The sequence below is a fragment of the Chrysiogenes arsenatis DSM 11915 genome (assembly GCF_000469585.1).
In the GTDB taxonomy this organism is placed as follows: domain Bacteria; phylum Chrysiogenota; class Chrysiogenetes; order Chrysiogenales; family Chrysiogenaceae; genus Chrysiogenes; species Chrysiogenes arsenatis.
In genome coordinates, this window is sequence record NZ_AWNK01000009.1 from 1 (window position 1) to 17166 (window position 17166).

The window sequence follows — 17166 nt, forward strand, 5'->3', positions numbered from 1 at the left end:
GAAAGCGGCTCTTAATCAGTTTTGTATTTTCTTTGAGGGGAGGGTGCCAATGCAAAATTGATGTCTGCCGCTACTTACACAAAATTATTGACAGACCCAAAAAACTGGTCAGAATATCTGCTTCTCCGCTTAGCAATGCCTGTTGTGCTTCGAGAAAGCTGGTGTCAATAAAGCGAGCATGGAAACCAACTTCAGAACTGATCCAACGTGCAAGCTCAATCATCATCCCACTGCGCGTTCCATAGTCGTCGATAAACTCAAACGGTGGGTAGTGTGTTTGACTGACAAAGACAATTTCGTGATGCGAATCAAGGAACTCTTTTTCCGCAGGTGTAAGCTGAAGCCCTTCTGGGCGCGCAAAAGAATTCTTTACTGCGAAAACGAGTAGGCAGCACAGGAAAGTGAACCCAAAGAAATGGCGAGTGGTGCGACGTAAAGGTTGCATATATAGTTAATTCCATTGTGGAGTGAATGACATATTGAACGTATCACGTGGAGGCGATCCCGCGCAATTGAGATATTTATGTGATATTATTTGCTTTTGGGAAGCGATGAGTACTGGACATACGTGCTTCGCGCGAGATCAGCAACCCACAGCGTCGTAGGGTTTGCAGTGTAATGTTTGAGGTCGTCAAAAGAAACCCAGCGACAGGCGAAAACGTCCGAACTGGCGCGTAACTCTCCATTTACATAGCGGCACAGGTAATCAAGAATGACATAATGGTGTGGGAAGTTGGGGGAGTCGAGCCCCATTTTTTCAATGGCACAGAGGGGAATTTGAGGTGTTAAAACCTCTATTTCAATATTGCACTCTTCGCGGATTTCGCGCTGTAATCCAGCTTCAAGTGTTTCGCCCACTTCTAATTTCCCGCCAGGAAATGTCCACGTCCCTTTGGCTGGTTCCTGTCCACGTTCAGCAATACACACCTCTCCTGCGTGATTTACTATGACAGCCGCCACGCCAATTACGGGATATACTGGTTTTGTCGTCATTATTTTCCTCCATCTGCTTCGTGTTGCGCTTCTGTGTTGACCATGGTACTTTTAGCACGAAAAAAGGGGGCATAGATGCAAAGAAGACACTTTCGCGTTCCATGTAGGTATAGTATTTCGACGTTGATTCTCTTGCTAATCGCTTTCTCTTTCCTCGCGGGCTGCGCGAAACGCCCACCGATTCAATCGCGACCGACCACCTATGATATTCCAACGGATCGCGACTACGGTACTCCGGCACGCGATACCCCCGCAACTTTGCGCCCGTATGTTATTAAAGGTGAGAAGTACTACCCGATATCGAATGCCGATGGGTATGTTGAAGAGGGGAATGCTTCATGGTATGGACACCCGTTTCATGGTCGCAAAACCAGTAATGGTGAAACCTATAATATGCATCACTTCACCGCAGCACATAAAACACTCCCCATGAATCTCTATGTGCGGGTCACCCACCAATTGAATGGAAAGTCGACTATTGTTCGCATCAACGATCGTGGCCCGTTCGTTGCTGGGCGAATTATTGATCTTTCACGAGCCTCTGCTGAAGCCATTGACATGATTGGCAGTGGAACCGCGCCCGTATTAGTCGAAGTGCTGGGGTATCATATCGGCGATCCACGCGCTCGCGTGACAACGTATAACCCTGCCGAATTCCGCAGTGCTGGCGATGTGACCCATGGCAACTTTACGCTGCAAGTTGGTGCCTTTGCGCAGCGCGATAACGCCAATCGCTATGCCGACAGGTTCCGTAGTCAATATTCAAATGTCCACGTTGTGCCGTATGATTCTCCTGATCGTGGTATTCTCTACCGCGTCAGAATTGGCGGTTACACGACGCTTGAAGCCGCAAAAGCTGCCAGTATCCAGTTAGAAAATCATCGGATCGATAACTTTATCGTCGCCGAGTAGAGAGTATTCTATTTTAATGGAGGAACACTTGACGGAATTATCACCCTTGAAACGCCTTGTAACCGGAATGCAAATGCTCTTTGTAGCGTTTGGCGCATTGGTACTCGTCCCGCTTTTGACTGGTCTTGATGCTTCTGTTGCCCTATTTACCGCTGGAGTTGGCACGCTGATTTTTCAGATCGTAACCCGTCGCACGGTGCCGATTTTTCTCGCCAGTTCCTTTGCCTATATCGCGCCGATAATTTATGCCACACAAACGTGGGGGCTTGCCGGAACACTTGGCGGATTGATGGCCGCAGGTCTGGTGCAAGTGCTTTTCTCGTTTCTGATTCGGATCAAGGGTGATGGATTTCTGGAAAAATACCTTCCGGCGATAGTTATTGGGCCGACGATTATGCTGATCGGATTGATTCTTGCTCCCGTGGCGGTCAATATGGCGAAAGGGTTAACGGGTGATGGGTCGTTCGAACTAGTGCCCTATTCGCAAGCCATTGTGATTGCCACTATTTCATTGGCGGCAACCATTATCACGTCGCTGTGGGGCAAAGGGATGCTCCGCCTCATTCCGATTTTGGTCGGGGTTGCTTGTGGATACATTACCGCGCTGTTGTATGGTATCGTTGATTTCAGTAGCGTAACAAATGCCCCATGGTTTGCTATTCCCAACTTTACTGCGCCAACCTTTGAGCTGGCCGCTATCCTCTATATGATTCCTATCGCGCTTGTGCCAACCATTGAACATATCGGTGACGTTATGGCTATTTCGCGTGTGAGTGGAAAAAATTACCTTGAGAATCCAGGGTTGAAAAATACCCTGCTAGGCGATGGCTTAGCGACGACATTCGCCAGTTCCCTTGGTGGGCCGCCGAATACAACCTATTCAGAAGTAACTGGTGCCGTCGCACTCATTCGTATTTTTGATGTATCCCTGATGACGATAGCTGCTGTTGGTGCTATTGCGCTGGCATTCCTGGGAAAACTCGGTGCTTTTTTAAGCACGATTCCGGTTCCCGTTATGGGCGGAATTATGATTTTGCTCTTTGGTATGATTGTCTCTATCGGTATCAACACGATGGTGAAAGCCAAAGTCGATATGAGCATACCGCGCAACATGGTGATTGTCGCAGTGATTCTCGTATTTGGTATTGGTGGTATGACGTTTGGGTATGGTCACTTGCAACTTGGAGGGATTGGCCTAGCGGTCGTGCTGGGGATGATTCTCAATCTGGTACTCCCGAAACATTTTGGCGAAGAGGTGTAACGCATGCTCACCATTGTCGATCACCCGCTGGTGCAACATAAACTCTCGATTATCCGGGATAAACATACTTCGAAGAAAGAGTTCAAGGAGCTGGTCGAAGAAGTTGCCATGCTGATCGCCTACGAAATTACCCGCGATCTTGAGCTTGTGGAGTGTGAGGTGGAAACACCGCTTACAAAAACCATCTGTCGCTCGTTAGGGGGTAAAAAATTGGCGATTATCCCTATCCTCCGTGCAGGGTTAGGGATGGTAGGTGGTATCGAAAAACTGATCCCCAGCGTACGGATTGGCCACATCGGCATGTATCGCGATCACGACACCTTGCAACCCGTCGTCTATTACGCAAAATTGCCGCAAGATATGGCGCAGCGCGATGCGATTCTGATCGATCCAATGTTAGCGACTGGCGGCAGTGCTGTTGCCGCTATTGATTACCTGAAACAGCAAGGGGCGCGCAGTATCCGCTTTATGTCGCTGATTGCAGCTCCTGAAGGGGTGAAAATTGTGAGCGATGCCCATCCTGAGGTGCCGATCTACACCGCCGCGCTGGATGAAAAGCTGAATGAGTTAGGGTATATCCTCCCTGGTCTGGGTGATGCAGGCGACCGATTGTTCGGTACACGGTAACTTTCGCGAATGGCTAACCTTATTTTACTGGGATTTTGTTTTTTTATGGGCATGACGCTCCGTCGCATCGGTCGATTTCCAGAGTCGACCGCGACGGTACTCAATGCGTTTATCATCAATATCTCGCTCCCTGCACTCACGCTTTACCACATACATAACATCACTATCGATCGCGAATTGCTGATGCCGATGAGTATGCCGTGGGTGATTTTTCTTGTCGGGATTCCCTTCTTTCTGTTGCTCGGCAAGTTGTTGAAGTTGAAACGCGAAACCATCGGCTGTTTAATTCTGGTCGGCGGCCTCGGGAATACTTCGTTTGTTGGATTACCGATGATCGAAACCTTTTACGGGAGTGAGTTTGTCGGAATCGGCATTGTGGCTGATCAGGCAGGGAGTTTTATTGTTCTCTCTACCCTTGGAATAGTCGTGGCGAGTATTTTTGCGGCGACGGAACCGAATATCCGCTTTATCGCGAAAAAAATTGCCCTTTTCCCGCCGACACAAGCACTGGTGTTGGCATTGTTACTGCGCAGTTGGGAGTATCCCGTGTGGCTGAGTGCTATCTTGATGCGTTTGGGGGATACGCTGACTCCGATAGCTCTGGTTTCAATTGGATTCCTGTTTCACATACAATCAGTACGGCAGCATGCCCGTGCCTTGGTGCTTGGACTGAGTTATAAACTTCTTTTGGCTCCAGCGCTCATCCTGATGACTTTTATGAGTCTATGGGGTGCGAGTGGGAGTGTGTTTCAGGTGACCGTCTTTGAGGCCGCCATGCCACCCATGATTAGTGCGGGGATTATTGCTATGGAACATCGGTTAGATGTTTCACTGGTCAGCACGATTCTTGGTGTGGGTTTACTCATTTCCTTTCTTACTCTTGCGGGGTGGTGGTATATTCTACTGCCGTTGTAACCCACGTATTCAGGGTGACTTTTTCCGCTCATTTCGCTACGATTCGGCAATTGATTTTTTATACAAAGGTGATGTCTATGCTTGATATGAAGGCTCTTAGTGAAAATATCGATTTTTTTCAAACGCAACTTTCGCGCCGTGGTGGGTCGTGGTCGCTTGAACCCTTAGCGCAACTCAATAGTACAAAAAAAGCACTTACGGCGCAGATGCAAAAACTTCAGGAAGAACGCAATGCAACGAGTAAGCAAGTCGGGATCTACAAAAAAGAGGGGCGCGATGCCACACTGATTATGGAGCGGATGCGTGAAGTGGGTGAAACGATTAAAGAGCTCGAAGCGCAGGTAAAGGAACTGGAAGAGCAAGAGCGTACCATTGCTTTGGGATTACCGAATATACCCCACGAGTCGGTTCCGGCTGGTGCTGCTGAAGCCGACAATGTCGAAGTGAAACGGGTTGGCGCGATTCCGGTATTCGATTTTCCGGTTCGTTCCCATGACGATATCGGCACAGCGAACGATTGGCTTGATTTTCCGCGTGGTGTAAAAATTGCGCAGACACGCTTTACCGTTGTGAAAGGGGCTGCCGCTCGTTTAGAACGTGCGCTCATTAATTTTATGCTCGATATTCACACGCAAGAACACAACTATACTGAGGTTCAGGTGCCGCTATTGGTCAACCGTGAATCCATGACCGCTACCGGACAGCTTCCAAAATTTGAAGAGGATCTCTTTGCCTGTGAAGAGGGAAATCTCTTGTTGATTCCTACGGCAGAAGTCCCCGTAACGAATATTCATCGTGATGAAATTTTGTCATTGGCAGCGCTGCCAACAGGCTATGTCGCGTACACTCCGTGCTTTCGCCGCGAAGCGGGTTCGTATGGGCGTGACACCAAAGGGTTGATCCGTCAGCACCAATTCAATAAAGTTGAATTGGTCAAATTTTCCCATCCAGAGAGCTCATATGACGAACTTGAAAAGCTTCTTGCCAATGCCGAAACCATATTACAGCGGCTGGAACTTCCATACCGCGTTGTCGCTCTATGCGGTGGTGATCTGGGATTCAGTGCCGCAAAAACGTATGATATCGAAGTATGGCTCCCTTCGCAGGGGTGCTATCGTGAAATATCTTCATGCTCCAATTTCGAAGATTTTCAGGCACGTCGCGCGCAGATTCGCTTCAAGGATGAGAAGGGGAAAAATCGCTTGGTGCATACGTTGAATGGCTCGGGTCTTGCAGTAGGTCGGACACTCGTAGCGATTATGGAAAACTATCAGCAGGCCGATGGCTCAGTGAAAGTGCCGACGGCATTGGTGCCATATTTGGGTGGCGTAACCATACTCGCTGCAAAATAGCGACGAAAATGATCTGATCAAAAGAGGTGTTTGATGTTGAAGAAAAGTTTAGCGCTTCTGCTTTTGGGAGTAAGTTGTGCACTACCGTCTTTTGCATCACCTGATTACGACCATTTGCGACAAGGAGTACGTGCCCTTTTAAAAAACGATTTTCATCGCGCGGGTGAAGTGCTTCTTCCAGCAGTGCAACACGCGTCTGAATCGGTGCAGGACGTCTTGCTGTATGTTTCAGCGCAAACCCTCTTCGGGCAGGAGCAATATGCCGATGCACATGCGCTGTTTACGCAAGCTATTGCGAAGCGGCAGAGCGATTCGTTCCTCAATCGTGCTCGGTATTATCGTGCGCTCTGTGCCGCACGGCTGGGGATTACGTCGCAGTTTATGTTGGATGTGGCTGACGTAGATATCGCGTTACTCACTCGGGCAGAGCAGGCGGAATTGCTGATGTTGCAGGCGGATACTCTGGATAAAAAGCAAGCGATAGCGTTTGACTATCCCGACACGGCAGCTGGCCGTGAGGCGCTCAAACACGTTGCAAAGCCGCTTACCGCGGCACAGCGCACTGTGTTAGCAACGGTGCTCTATCAGCATAAATACTACGATCAAGCCATTCAGCAGTACGAAGCGATTGGCCGTTCAAAGCTTGATCTGACTTCATTAGAGCGGTTAGCGCGCAGCTATTTTTCCCGTCGCGATTATCCGAAAGCGACCGTGGTATTTCGTGAGTTATATGCGCGTGATAGCAAGAACGTAGAAGCCCGTTCTAGTGCGCTGTATTATTTGTCTCGCATCTATTTGCGTGAAGATAAAGACGAAAACGCCATTATCAACCTGCGCCGTTTAGTCGAACACTATCCTGAATCGCGCGATGCCAGTAACGCATTGTGGCTTCTCGGGAATCACTTCCGCAATCGCGACCCGCAGCAGGCGCAACACTACTATCAATGGCTGTTTAAGTCGTATCCCGAATCACGACATGCTGGCGAAGGGATGTGGCGCTTAGCGTGGAGCGATTATCAGCAAGGGAAACTTGATGTTTTTCGCCAGCGGGCAGAGCTGATTGCCGAGCGGTACGATGATGGCCATTATTTAAATCATACCGCGCGGTATTGGATTGCCCAAAGTCACCGATTGGAAGGTGATACGGCGACCTATCGCAGCACGTTACATACTCTGACAGAGGCTCCATCGGTGAGTTATTATGTGATGATGGCTGCGCGTGATTTGAATATTGCGCCACGCTTTCTGGAAAGTGCGATCCATTCATCAGGCGACACGGCTGCGTTGTTGACTCCCGTTTTGCTTGAACGGTTTCGTGTGCTGGCGCGTTTGGGGTTATACGAGTTGGGTGCGATTGAAATTCAAGCACTACTCGCGCAAACGCCCGCCGAACAAAAGGTACTTTTGAGTCGTGAACTTTTAGCGACGGGTATTTATCACCCTATCATTCGCAATTTTTCGCGCTCTTCACCGGAGGCGTACCCCCTTGCCTATTGGGATCGGGTTTCACCGATTGCCGAACGGTACCAGCTTGATCCTTTGTTAGCTCTGAGCATAATGCGTGAAGAAAGTGCGTACGATCCACAGGCCACCAGTTGGGTCGGGGCGATGGGTTTGATGCAACTGATGCCCTATACCGCGGAAGATGTCGCGAAGCGAATAGGGCTTCCATTCGGGAATCCGTCCGAAGCCTATGATATCGATACTAACATAACGCTTGGTATTTCATATCTTTCGTCGCTGGTTGCGTCACAAGAGATACTGCCGTTTGCTATTGCCTCATATAATGCTGGGCCGGGCAACGTGAATCGTTGGAAAACGCGCTACGGAACGGACGATATCGAAGCATTTATCGAAAATATCCCATTTGCAGAAACACACGCTTATGTGAAGCGGGTGTTGACAAGTTATGAGATATATAAGAGATTGTATCAGCGATAGTTACAAACACTGTTCTCTTATGCTCCTAAATGCGCTATATTTCGCAGGGAACAAGAAAAATCAAGGAGAGGTACATGAAGCGGGAAAAGACCGATTACATTGTGCAGTCAGTATATAATGCGCTTGACATACTTGAAGCATTTCGCGAGAGCCACAGCGGAGAATTGGACATTACCACTATTCGTGAAAAATTCGGATTGAGTAAAAACACCGTTATACGACTCCTAGCAACACTCGAAAAACATGGGTATGTCGAAGAGAATCACTATACAAAAAACTACCGTCTTGGCCTGAAAAACTTCGAAATTTCACAGGCGTATATCAGTAAAATCGATTTATTAAAGATGACTGAGCCTATCTTGCAAGAAATCGTCGATACCGTTGATGAATCAGCGTATATCGGAGTGCTTCGCGGGAAGCGGGTGGTCTATCTTAACGTCGTTGAAACGACACAGGCGGTTCGGATTATGCCGCGTATTGGTATTGTCGGTCAGGCTTACTTTACCGCGATTGGCAAAAGTCAGCTTAGCGACTTTTCAAATCAGCACATTCTGGAACAGCTTGAGAAGGAAAATCTAACGATCTGTTCTTCTGGGAAACCATTTCAGGGGAATGAATCATTTCTGGCTGAAATGGATCGCGTGCGCGAACATGGATTTTCGATGGATGATGAAGAGTTTGAAGAAGGAGTACGTTGCGTTGGTGCGCCGATTCGCAATTATACCGGAAACATTGTGGCTGGACTGAGTATCTCCGGCCCTGTGCAACGGATGAGTGATGAGCGCATCGCTCAGGAAATAGCACCACTGGCGAAACTTATGTCGGAAAAAGCAAGTCGCAAGCTGGGCTATAATGGTGGCCATATACAGTTTGACCACGTAAGTACACCCTGAACAACAGTAGAACACCCACCATAAAACGGAGCACAGACGTTTCAAGTGGTGGGTGTTTGCCTTTTTATCTAAAAGGAATACGCTCGTATCTCTTCTATTCATCTGATGTTCCAGCCTCACAACCGCTCGTGTACGGAGCGAACACCACCTTGCTAGGAAACCCATGACAACTAACGAGAGTATTCCGGCATCTTATATTGAAAAATTGCGCGGTTTCGATGAAATGCTTGATGCGAATAGTGACATTCGGCCACATTGGAATTCATTTATGTCGCTCGCAACAGGCCTTGAGGCTGGGTTTCTGGAGCGCAGTGCTCAGGAAATTCGCCGCCTGTTACGCGAAAATGGTGTGACCTATCACTTTCATGATGACGCGGCGAAAGATCACCGCCCATGGGAACTCGATATAGTTCCTTTACTGATATCGAGCGAGGAGTGGCACACCCTTGAAAAGGGTTTGACGCAACGCGCCGAGCTATTAAACCTTATTTTGGAAGATATCTATGGGCCACAAAACCTTATCCGCCAAGGACACCTTCCGATGGAAGTGGTCTATGCGCACAATGGATTTGCGCGCCAGTGTGCTGGAATCCGGCTACCCGGCAATCATCAACTCATCATCTATGGTGCCGATATTGCTCGCTCGACCGATGGCGTGCAGTGGGTTATGTCAGACCGTACGCAAGCCGTCTCAGGATTGGGCTATACACTCGAAAACCGCACCGCCATGGCGCGTACGTTGCCAAACTTATTACGTGAATGTAAAGCGGAGCGTTTGGCACCGTTTTTCCGTTCCTTACGCGAGTCATTGAGTGACATAACACCAGAACAAAAGGCCAATCCGCGCACCGTTTTATTAACGACTGGCCCGATTGATCCCACCTATTTTGAACACGCCTATTTGGCGGCGTATTTGGGATACACACTGGTTCAACCAGATGATTTGACGGTGCGTGATGGCCGGCTTTGGTTGAAGTCCATCAACGGCCTGCAACCCGTAGATATTATCTTGCGCCGTACCGAAGACAGCCAATCCGATCCTTTAGAACTCGGGCGACTTTCCTCTGTTGGTATTCCGGGGCTTATCGAAGTAGTACGACGGGGCAATGTTGCGGTCGCGAATCCTATTGGCAGTGCAGTGCTCGAAAATCCTGGATTATTCCCTTTCCTGCCGACTATTTGCAAAGTACTGCTTGGAGAAGAAATACTGCTTCCATCGGCACCAACGTGGTGGTGTGGTCAGCCGTTGGAGCTTGGATATGTGCTGGAACACCTGAATGAACTCGATATCCTCTCCATTCATCAAGTAGGCGATTCACACGTGGTGGCTCACGGGCCACTGCTGAGTAAACGGGAGTTGGAAGCACTCCGCCGTCGCATACTGGCACGGCCATACCTCTACGCTGGGCAAAGGAAACCGACCATTTCAACTTCTCCGACATTGGTTGACGGAAACCTTACGCCAAGGCCGACGAAATTCCGCACTTTCATGACCGCGTCACTCGACAACTATATTTTGATGCCGGGAGGGCTGGCACGAGCTGCGACGAGCGAGCCAGAAATGGCGGCGGGAGCCGCATCCTACACCATCAGCAAAGACACGTGGGTCATATCAACCAACGTTCAGCGGCACCAATCGTTGTGGCACCAAGGGAGTAGCCTCGCCGCGACGCCAGGCTATTCAGAAGACAGCAATCTTTTACCAAGTCGCACTGCCGAAAACCTTTTCTGGGTTGGGCGCTATTTGGAGCGTGCCGAAGGGACGGCTCGTTTTCTGCGTACAACGGTTCACCGCCTGTTAGAGCAGGGTGAAATGGAAGATGAAACGGTAGAGCAGTGTCGCCATACCTTACTGATGACCCTTTCGCACTTAACCGGGACATTACCTGGCTTTACTGGTGTCGAAGGGGAACATCTGCGTGCCAATCCCGAAGCAGAAATCCTCAGCCTGATTTATGATCGCAACCGCGTCGGGAGCCTTGCGTTTACGCTTCATAGTATGATCCATGCGACGTCAGCGGTGCGCGAACGGTGGTCGAGCGACTCATGGCGGTTGATTGATGAAACCGAAGAGCGGTGGGGGAAAATCAGCCGTAGCAGCAATCAACAAAAGAAACTGCCACGGGCGCTGGATGACATTAGTCAATTGATCACCAACCTTGTCGCGTTCACCGGTTTAACGCTTGAAAGTATGACGCGTGAAATGGGATGGGTGATGCTTGACCTTGGCCGTCGTATTGAGCGCGGCATGCACGTACTGGAAGTGCTACGCCTCGTATTGTCGCAACACTACGACGAAGCATTGGAATATCAGGTGTTGGAATCTATCTTGGCGGCCAACGAGAGTTTGATTACCCATCGCCGGCGCTATCGCTCGTATCTGAAACCGCAAACGGTGCTCGAATTGCTCCTTTTCGATGCCTCGAACCCACGTTCGTTGGCCTATCAGATCGAACAATTGCAGCACCATATTTCCCTGCTGCCTGGCGAAAAACGGGGCTTTGCGCTGCGCGAAGTGGAACGTGATGCGTTGAAAGCATTTAGTACTCTCAAACTCTCCCGTATCGAAGAGCTTTTAGCAACCGAAAATGGCGAAGCAGGTACGCCAGTGAAACTCGAAAAATTTCTTGAATCGATAGAAACCTGCTTGGTTAATAGTGCCAATAGCATTAACCACACGTTCTTTACCCACGCGCTGCAACGTCAGCAACTCGTTGCCAAACCAGCAGAGGCGGAATTATGAGCCATTATCGCATTACACACACCACGTCCTATCACTATTCGGACATGGTTAGCCTTTGTTACAATGAAGCCCGCTTAATTCCGCGTACATTTGCGGGGCAATCGTGTCTGAAATATGAACTGCAGATCGAACCACTCCCCGCTGATTATCAAGAGCGGCTCGACTTTTATGGCAATAAAGCGAGTTATTTTAGCATTAGTACACCACATTCCGTGATGTCAGTGACCGTTCAATCAGAAGTACTTGTCCATAGCTCATTTGATCGTGCCGCCTTAGAAGGGACTCCGACGTGTAGCGAAGTGACCAAAGCCCTCTTTTGTGCCGATAGTGATCCTGCTCTTATTGAGCCACGTTCAATGATGCTAGAGTCTCCGTACGTCCCGCAAATGAGTGAGCTGGCGAGTTACGGGCGCGAAATTTTTACTCCCACGAAGCCTTTTGGTGTCGCGGTGCATGAGTTGATGGAAAAAATTTTCCGTGAATTCCGCTATACACCTGGCGCGACATCGATTGCGACACCACTGCGCGAAGTCTTTACCAAAAAGATCGGCGTGTGCCAGGATTTCGCCCAAATCGCTATTGGCATCTTGCGTTCGCTCGGCTACAGTGCCCGCTACGTGAGCGGATACTTGGAAACTGTTCCTTTGCCGGGACAAACCAAGCTGATTGGATCAGATGCCTCGCATGCGTGGTTTGCCGCATGGATACCTGGGCTTGGCTGGGTCGATTTTGACCCAACCAATAATACCATGCCAACCGGACGGCATATAACCTGTTCATGGGGCAGAGATTACTCGGATGTTATACCACTTGGCGGGGTAATTTATGGTGGTGGCGACCATATTCTGAAGGTCAGCGTTGACGTCCATAATCTTGATACCGATAAGCGTGGTCAATAACTCTGAGTACAGTAGTGAAAGGATAACGAGGATGTTTAAAGGAACGACTATTCTGTGCGTTCAACGCGATGGAAAAGTAGCCCTTGGCGGCGATGGCCAGGTGACACTGGGCAATACTATTATGAAAGCGACTGCTCGTAAGGTGCGTCCTATGGCAGAAGGAAAAGTTATTGCTGGCTTTGCGGGGTCAACTGCCGATGCGTTTACTCTTTTTGAACGTTTTGAGGCGAAATTAAAAGCGCACAATAATCTGTTGACACGTGCCGCCATTGAAATGGCCAAAGAGTGGCGTTCTGACCGGATGTTGCGTAAGCTCGAAGCTATGCTCATCGTCGCGAATGCCGAACATGCGTTTATTATCAGTGGTACGGGAGATATCATCGAACCTGAAGATGGTATTCTTGCTATCGGTTCCGGTGGCGCGTACGCCATGGCCGCCGCCCGTGCTCTGATGCGCCACAGCCAACTCAGTGCACGGGAAATGGTTCAGGAATCCCTGACTGTCTCTGGTGAAATTTGTATTTATTCTAACTGTGAACTCACGATACTTGAACTGTAAAACTTTGAGGAGATACTGAGAGTGGAACAACTTACCCCGCAACAAATCGTTTCAGAACTCAATAAGTATATTGTTGGTCAATCGAAAGCCAAGCAAGCCGTAGCGATTGCACTGCGCAATCGCTGGCGTCGTCAACAACTTGATGATTTTCTACGCGAAGAAATTTCACCCAAAAATATCATCATGATTGGTTCCACGGGGGTGGGCAAAACAGAAATTGCACGCCGGTTAGCCAAGCTGACCCAATCGCCATTTTTGAAAGTAGAAGCCAGTAAGTTTACCGAAGTGGGGTATGTCGGACGTGATGTTGAGTCAATTATCCGAGATCTGACCGAGATCGGGGTGAAAATGGTGAAAGATGAGCTCACCGAAAAGCACGCTCAAGCAGCGGAAGAAGCCGCTATTGAACGAGTGCTGGACGCGCTTATTCCGCCGAATGAAAGCCCAAATTACAGCGAAACACGGCAGAAATTCCGCAAAAAACTGCTCGAAGGGAAATTTGACGAAAGCGATATTGACATAGATGTCGCCGTTGCTCCACCGAAAATCGAGATGATTGGCGCCACTTCCGGCGGGCAGATGGATGATTTTGCCTCTGGCATTAAAGATATGCTGGGCGGCATGTTCAGCAACCAACGCAAAGAACGGAAGATGAAGGTCAAGCATGCGCTGAAGGTGCTGCGTGATGAAGAAGCGTCGAAAATGGTCGATATGGATGAACTGAAAGCGCAAGCGATTGATCGTGTTGAACAAACGGGGATCGTCTTTTTGGATGAAATTGACAAAATCGCTTCGTCACAGGAAAATCGCCGTAGCGGAGCCGATGTCAGTCGTGAAGGGGTGCAGCGGGATATTCTGCCAATCGTAGAAGGTTCTGCCGTTTCGACAAAATATGGCATTGTCAAGACCGATCATATCCTCTTTATTGCGGCAGGTGCGTTTCATGTCTCCAAGCCAAGCGATCTGATTCCTGAATTGCAAGGACGATTTCCTATCCGCGTCGAACTAGAGTCTCTTGGGAAAGACGATTTCATCCGTATTCTTACCGAACCTCGGAGTGCATTGATTAAGCAGTATCGTCATTTGCTCGAAACCGAAAAAGTGCAGCTCGATTTTAACGAAGAAGCGGTGGCCGCGATTGCGGAATATGCCGTACGGGCGAATGATAAAATGGAAAATATCGGTGCGCGGCGCCTGCATACGGTATTAGAAAAATTACTCGAAGAAGTGAGCTTCCACGCCCCTGATATGGCGGGAACCACTCTGATTATTGATCGTGATTACGTGGATCGTAAATTACGTGACCTTGTGGAAGACGAAGATTTAAGCCGTTACGTTCTGTAAGATCGCGTTCATATGATGAGGGGGCAAAGAGAACTGCTATGAATTTCACCGCAGCTATCGATCCATTTATTCTGAAAACTCAGAAGAAGCACCACTTGATGGTGATACTTTTTGTTTCAGTGGTACTGATTGCTATGGCGGCGACGTTTCTCGATGTTGCGCGGCGGAACCACATTGAACAAACCATTGCTGCGTATCAAGGATCGCAAGAGATAGCGTGGCGCTCGATGGTGCAAATCCATAAAAATTCTCTGTCTGAAGATGAATATTCCTACACACATGACATCACCCTCCCGCTCGCAAGTTTAATGCACAATATGCAGCGCCTGTATCCAAAGCGATCCTTTTTCTTGCTCATCAAAGAAGAGTATCTTCACCGAGTAGCGCTTGATTTTCTTTTGCAAGTCGACCTAGAGTGGCCATCGCAATTTTCGCTCAGAACAGTTGAATTTCAAAATCGTTCTCTTGCCGAAGCGCACCCACGAGATAATAGACGGTTAATTCAAACCTTGTCGCAGTATCCCGCGCTCCAAAGTGCGGTACGCTATGGTACGAGCGATGTTGTCTATAGCTCCCCGCTCGGTCTTCCTGCGGTATCAATTATTAATCCGATTGTCGATTTGCAAAATAACGTTTTTGGATACGTTATCGGCTACGAAGAAACAAACCAGTTTTATAAGGAAAACCTCACATTTTGGATGCATTTATTGATAGCGGCGCTGCTCGTTTTTATGGCGGGATACGCGTGGTATGTCGTTTTGAAAAGTCGACTGGATAGCGAGCGTCAAAAGCAACGTCTCGAAGCTATCAGTGACACGATGGACGAAGGGATGTATGTGATTGATCGTGCGGGTGTTGTCATCTATGCCAATGCTGCTGCTGAGAGAATTCTTGAATATCCCGTCAGTGAAATGGTTGGCAGAAACGCGCATCAACTTTTTTGCCATAACGTAGACACAGAGCTTATGGCATGCCCTATTTATCAAACGATTGAAATCAACGCGCCATATTTCGGGGAAAACAGGTACACCCGTCGTGATGGCTCATTTATCATCGCACGGGTCGCAACGCGGCCATTATTGGAAAATGAAAGTGTTGTTGCTGCCGTAACGACTTTTTTTGATATCACGGAACAACAACTGACGCAAAAACAACTGGAACGCTCGGAGCAAAAACTCCGACTGACGTTCGAGGCGGCGGCTATTGGAACATGGGACTGGGATATTGCCACGGGTGTTATCGAGCTCGATCACTGCTGCTATACTATTCTTGGATATCCGGATAAAGCGTTTGTGTTCTCTCTATGGCTTTGGAAAGAGATGGTGCATCCTGATAATACGGAAAGTTTGTTTGATCAAATATTGCGCCACGTGCATGCGGGAGAGCCTTTTGTAGTGGAGTTTCGCCTTCGCTGTGCCGATGGCTCGTGGAAATGGATTCAGCAACGGGGACGTGTCGTTGAGAACACCGATGCGACGGTAACGACCCGCCACGTGATTGGTACCATTATCGATATCACGGAGCGGATGGAATATGAGCAGGCCTTGATTATCGCTACACAGCAAGCAGAGTCGGCCAATCGTGTGAAATCGGAATTTCTTGCCAACATGAGTCATGAAATACGGACGCCGCTGAATGCGATTCTTGGTCTTACCGAAATAGGGGTTGATGAATGTGCCGGCAAAGAGTGCCACGGACTTTTTGAAAAGATACATAGCTCGTCACGACTGCTGCTGGGGATATTGAATGATATCCTTGACTACTCGAAGATCGAAGCCGGAAAACTTGAAATCGAAAAGCGAAATTTTCAGTTAGAAGAAATTATCGGACAACTCACCATCCTTTTTGAAAATATGGCGGCGAGTAAAAATATCAGTCTCCATTTTCCTGATCTTAGGCGACTATCTCGTTGCGTTGTAGGTGACTCGCTACGCATTACGCAGGTGCTGACAAATCTCCTGAGCAATGCGCTCAAATTTACGGAAACCGGATCAGTCACTCTTTCCATTGATGGGTCGGGCGAGGGAGAGAACTACTTGTTGACTTTTTCCGTAATAGATACAGGTATTGGTATGGATACCGCGCAAGTCAACACGATTTTTTCCCCTTTTTCGCAGGCGGACTCATCAACGACCCGCCGTTTTGGAGGTACGGGACTGGGGTTGACTATCAGTCGAAAATTGGTTGAGGCGATGGGAGGAGTGCTATCGGTTGTCAGCGAGCCGGGAGTTGGGTCAACCTTCACGTTTACTCTCCCTTTGCCCAGTGAAGTATGTACTGAACGCCGTACTTTCAAAGTAGCCGAAGTGAACACGTTCGATACGCTCAAGGGGATACGTGTGCTATTGGTGGAAGATAATGAATTGAATCAGCGTGTTGCCAGCCGCCTGTTACAGCGCAAAGGGATACTCGTTACCACGGCCTCTAACGGTAAAGACGCGGTAGCCATGGCGCTCGCAAATGAATTTGACCTTATTCTGATGGACTTACAAATGCCAATTATGGATGGGTACGAAGCGGCGAAGCAGATTCGAAAAAACAATAAACACGTGCCAATTATCGCACTGACGGCAGCGACGCTTGCAACAGAACGGCAAAAGGTGATTGATTCGGGGATGGATGACCATCTCGCGAAACCAATTAACTCGGAAAACATGTTCAAAGTTTTAACGCGCTGGACGACAAAAGAAGCGTAATTTACGGTATAAACAGCATGCGCGGCAAGAA

14 protein-coding genes are annotated in these 17166 nt (G+C 48.7%); 12 read left to right on the forward strand and 2 right to left on the reverse strand.

Features of this window, described 5'->3' with window-relative positions; translation table 11 throughout:
- Nucleotides 1-70: 70 nt before the first annotated feature.
- Together P304_RS0107760 and P304_RS14645 are read right to left on the reverse strand one after the other, a co-directional pair.
- Nucleotides 71-445: a transporter substrate-binding domain-containing protein gene (locus tag P304_RS0107760; RefSeq protein WP_027390080.1), complete on the reverse strand. Its 375-nt coding sequence runs from the start codon at nucleotides 443-445 to the stop codon at nucleotides 71-73.
- 86 nt (nucleotides 446-531) lie between these two features.
- Nucleotides 532-993: an NUDIX hydrolase gene (locus tag P304_RS14645; RefSeq protein ID WP_051321521.1), complete on the reverse strand. Its 462-nt coding sequence runs from the start codon at nucleotides 991-993 to the stop codon at nucleotides 532-534.
- 75 nt (nucleotides 994-1068) lie between these two features.
- Here P304_RS14645 and P304_RS14650 point away from each other — a divergent pair, with 75 nt between their 5' ends.
- The 12 genes from P304_RS14650 (at nucleotide 1069) to P304_RS0107825 (ending at nucleotide 17135) form a co-directional block, all read left to right on the forward strand.
- On the forward strand, nucleotides 1069-1905 hold the full coding sequence (locus tag P304_RS14650) for a septal ring lytic transglycosylase RlpA family protein (RefSeq protein WP_051321522.1): 837 nt from the start codon (nucleotides 1069-1071) through the stop codon (nucleotides 1903-1905).
- A gap of 16 nt (nucleotides 1906-1921) precedes the next feature.
- On the forward strand, nucleotides 1922-3166 hold the full coding sequence (locus P304_RS0107775) for a solute carrier family 23 protein (protein ID WP_051321523.1): 1245 nt from the start codon (nucleotides 1922-1924) through the stop codon (nucleotides 3164-3166).
- Between the two features lie 3 nt (nucleotides 3167-3169).
- Nucleotides 3170-3793: a uracil phosphoribosyltransferase gene (upp, locus tag P304_RS0107780; protein ID WP_027390082.1), complete on the forward strand. Its 624-nt coding sequence runs from the start codon at nucleotides 3170-3172 to the stop codon at nucleotides 3791-3793.
- A 9-nt stretch (nucleotides 3794-3802) separates the two neighbouring features.
- Nucleotides 3803-4708, forward strand: a complete 906-nt coding sequence (locus P304_RS0107785; protein ID WP_027390083.1) for an AEC family transporter — start codon at nucleotides 3803-3805, stop codon at nucleotides 4706-4708.
- A 77-nt stretch (nucleotides 4709-4785) separates the two neighbouring features.
- Nucleotides 4786-6060, forward strand: a complete 1275-nt coding sequence (gene serS, locus P304_RS0107790; protein WP_027390084.1) for a serine--tRNA ligase — start codon at nucleotides 4786-4788, stop codon at nucleotides 6058-6060.
- A gap of 33 nt (nucleotides 6061-6093) precedes the next feature.
- Nucleotides 6094-8001 carry a lytic transglycosylase domain-containing protein gene (locus P304_RS0107795; protein WP_027390085.1) on the forward strand — a complete coding sequence of 636 codons (1908 nt, stop codon included), beginning with the start codon at nucleotides 6094-6096 and terminating at the stop codon, nucleotides 7999-8001.
- 74 nt (nucleotides 8002-8075) lie between these two features.
- On the forward strand, nucleotides 8076-8894 hold the full coding sequence (locus P304_RS14655) for an IclR family transcriptional regulator (RefSeq protein ID WP_084417619.1): 819 nt from the start codon (nucleotides 8076-8078) through the stop codon (nucleotides 8892-8894).
- Nucleotides 8895-9057: 163 nt separating this feature from the next.
- The gene (locus P304_RS14660) at nucleotides 9058-11637 is read left to right on the forward strand and encodes a circularly permuted type 2 ATP-grasp protein (protein WP_034764759.1); all 2580 of its coding nucleotides are present in this window, start codon (nucleotides 9058-9060) and stop codon (nucleotides 11635-11637) included.
- Nucleotides 11634-12536 (forward strand): transglutaminase family protein, encoded by a 903-nt coding sequence (locus P304_RS0107810; protein ID WP_027390086.1) that lies wholly within the window; start codon nucleotides 11634-11636, stop codon nucleotides 12534-12536. The genes P304_RS14660 and P304_RS0107810 overlap by 4 nt, the downstream gene beginning before the upstream one ends.
- 31 nt (nucleotides 12537-12567) lie before the next feature.
- Complete coding sequence (hslV, locus tag P304_RS0107815) at nucleotides 12568-13095, forward strand: ATP-dependent protease subunit HslV (RefSeq protein ID WP_027390087.1); 528 nt, start codon at nucleotides 12568-12570, stop codon at nucleotides 13093-13095.
- A 21-nt stretch (nucleotides 13096-13116) separates the two neighbouring features.
- Nucleotides 13117-14439, forward strand: coding sequence for an ATP-dependent protease ATPase subunit HslU (hslU, locus tag P304_RS0107820; protein WP_027390088.1), 1323 nt, complete (start codon nucleotides 13117-13119; stop codon nucleotides 14437-14439).
- Nucleotides 14440-14477: 38 nt separating this feature from the next.
- Nucleotides 14478-17135: a hybrid sensor histidine kinase/response regulator gene (locus tag P304_RS0107825; RefSeq protein WP_027390089.1), complete on the forward strand. Its 2658-nt coding sequence runs from the start codon at nucleotides 14478-14480 to the stop codon at nucleotides 17133-17135.
- Nucleotides 17136-17166 lie beyond the last annotated feature (31 nt).

Excerpts from the sequence above, each read along its gene's own strand:
- P304_RS0107760 (WP_027390080.1), bottom strand. The coding sequence starts at position 445 with ATGCAACCTTTACGTCGCACCACTCGCCATTTCTTTGGGTTCACTTTC.
- P304_RS14645 (WP_051321521.1), bottom strand. The coding sequence starts at position 993 with ATGACGACAAAACCAGTATATCCCGTAATTGGCGTGGCGGCTGTCATA.
- P304_RS14650 (WP_051321522.1), top strand. The coding sequence starts at position 1,069 with ATGCAAAGAAGACACTTTCGCGTTCCATGTAGGTATAGTATTTCGACG.
- P304_RS0107775 (WP_051321523.1), top strand. The coding sequence starts at position 1,922 with ATGGAGGAACACTTGACGGAATTATCACCCTTGAAACGCCTTGTAACC.
- upp (WP_027390082.1), top strand. The coding sequence starts at position 3,170 with ATGCTCACCATTGTCGATCACCCGCTGGTGCAACATAAACTCTCGATT.
- P304_RS0107785 (WP_027390083.1), top strand. The coding sequence starts at position 3,803 with ATGGCTAACCTTATTTTACTGGGATTTTGTTTTTTTATGGGCATGACG.
- serS (WP_027390084.1), top strand. The coding sequence starts at position 4,786 with ATGCTTGATATGAAGGCTCTTAGTGAAAATATCGATTTTTTTCAAACG.
- P304_RS0107795 (WP_027390085.1), top strand. The coding sequence starts at position 6,094 with ATGTTGAAGAAAAGTTTAGCGCTTCTGCTTTTGGGAGTAAGTTGTGCA.
- P304_RS14655 (WP_084417619.1), top strand. The coding sequence starts at position 8,076 with ATGAAGCGGGAAAAGACCGATTACATTGTGCAGTCAGTATATAATGCG.
- P304_RS14660 (WP_034764759.1), top strand. The coding sequence starts at position 9,058 with ATGACAACTAACGAGAGTATTCCGGCATCTTATATTGAAAAATTGCGC.
- P304_RS0107810 (WP_027390086.1), top strand. The coding sequence starts at position 11,634 with ATGAGCCATTATCGCATTACACACACCACGTCCTATCACTATTCGGAC.
- hslV (WP_027390087.1), top strand. The coding sequence starts at position 12,568 with ATGTTTAAAGGAACGACTATTCTGTGCGTTCAACGCGATGGAAAAGTA.
- P304_RS0107825 (WP_027390089.1), top strand. The coding sequence starts at position 14,478 with ATGAATTTCACCGCAGCTATCGATCCATTTATTCTGAAAACTCAGAAG.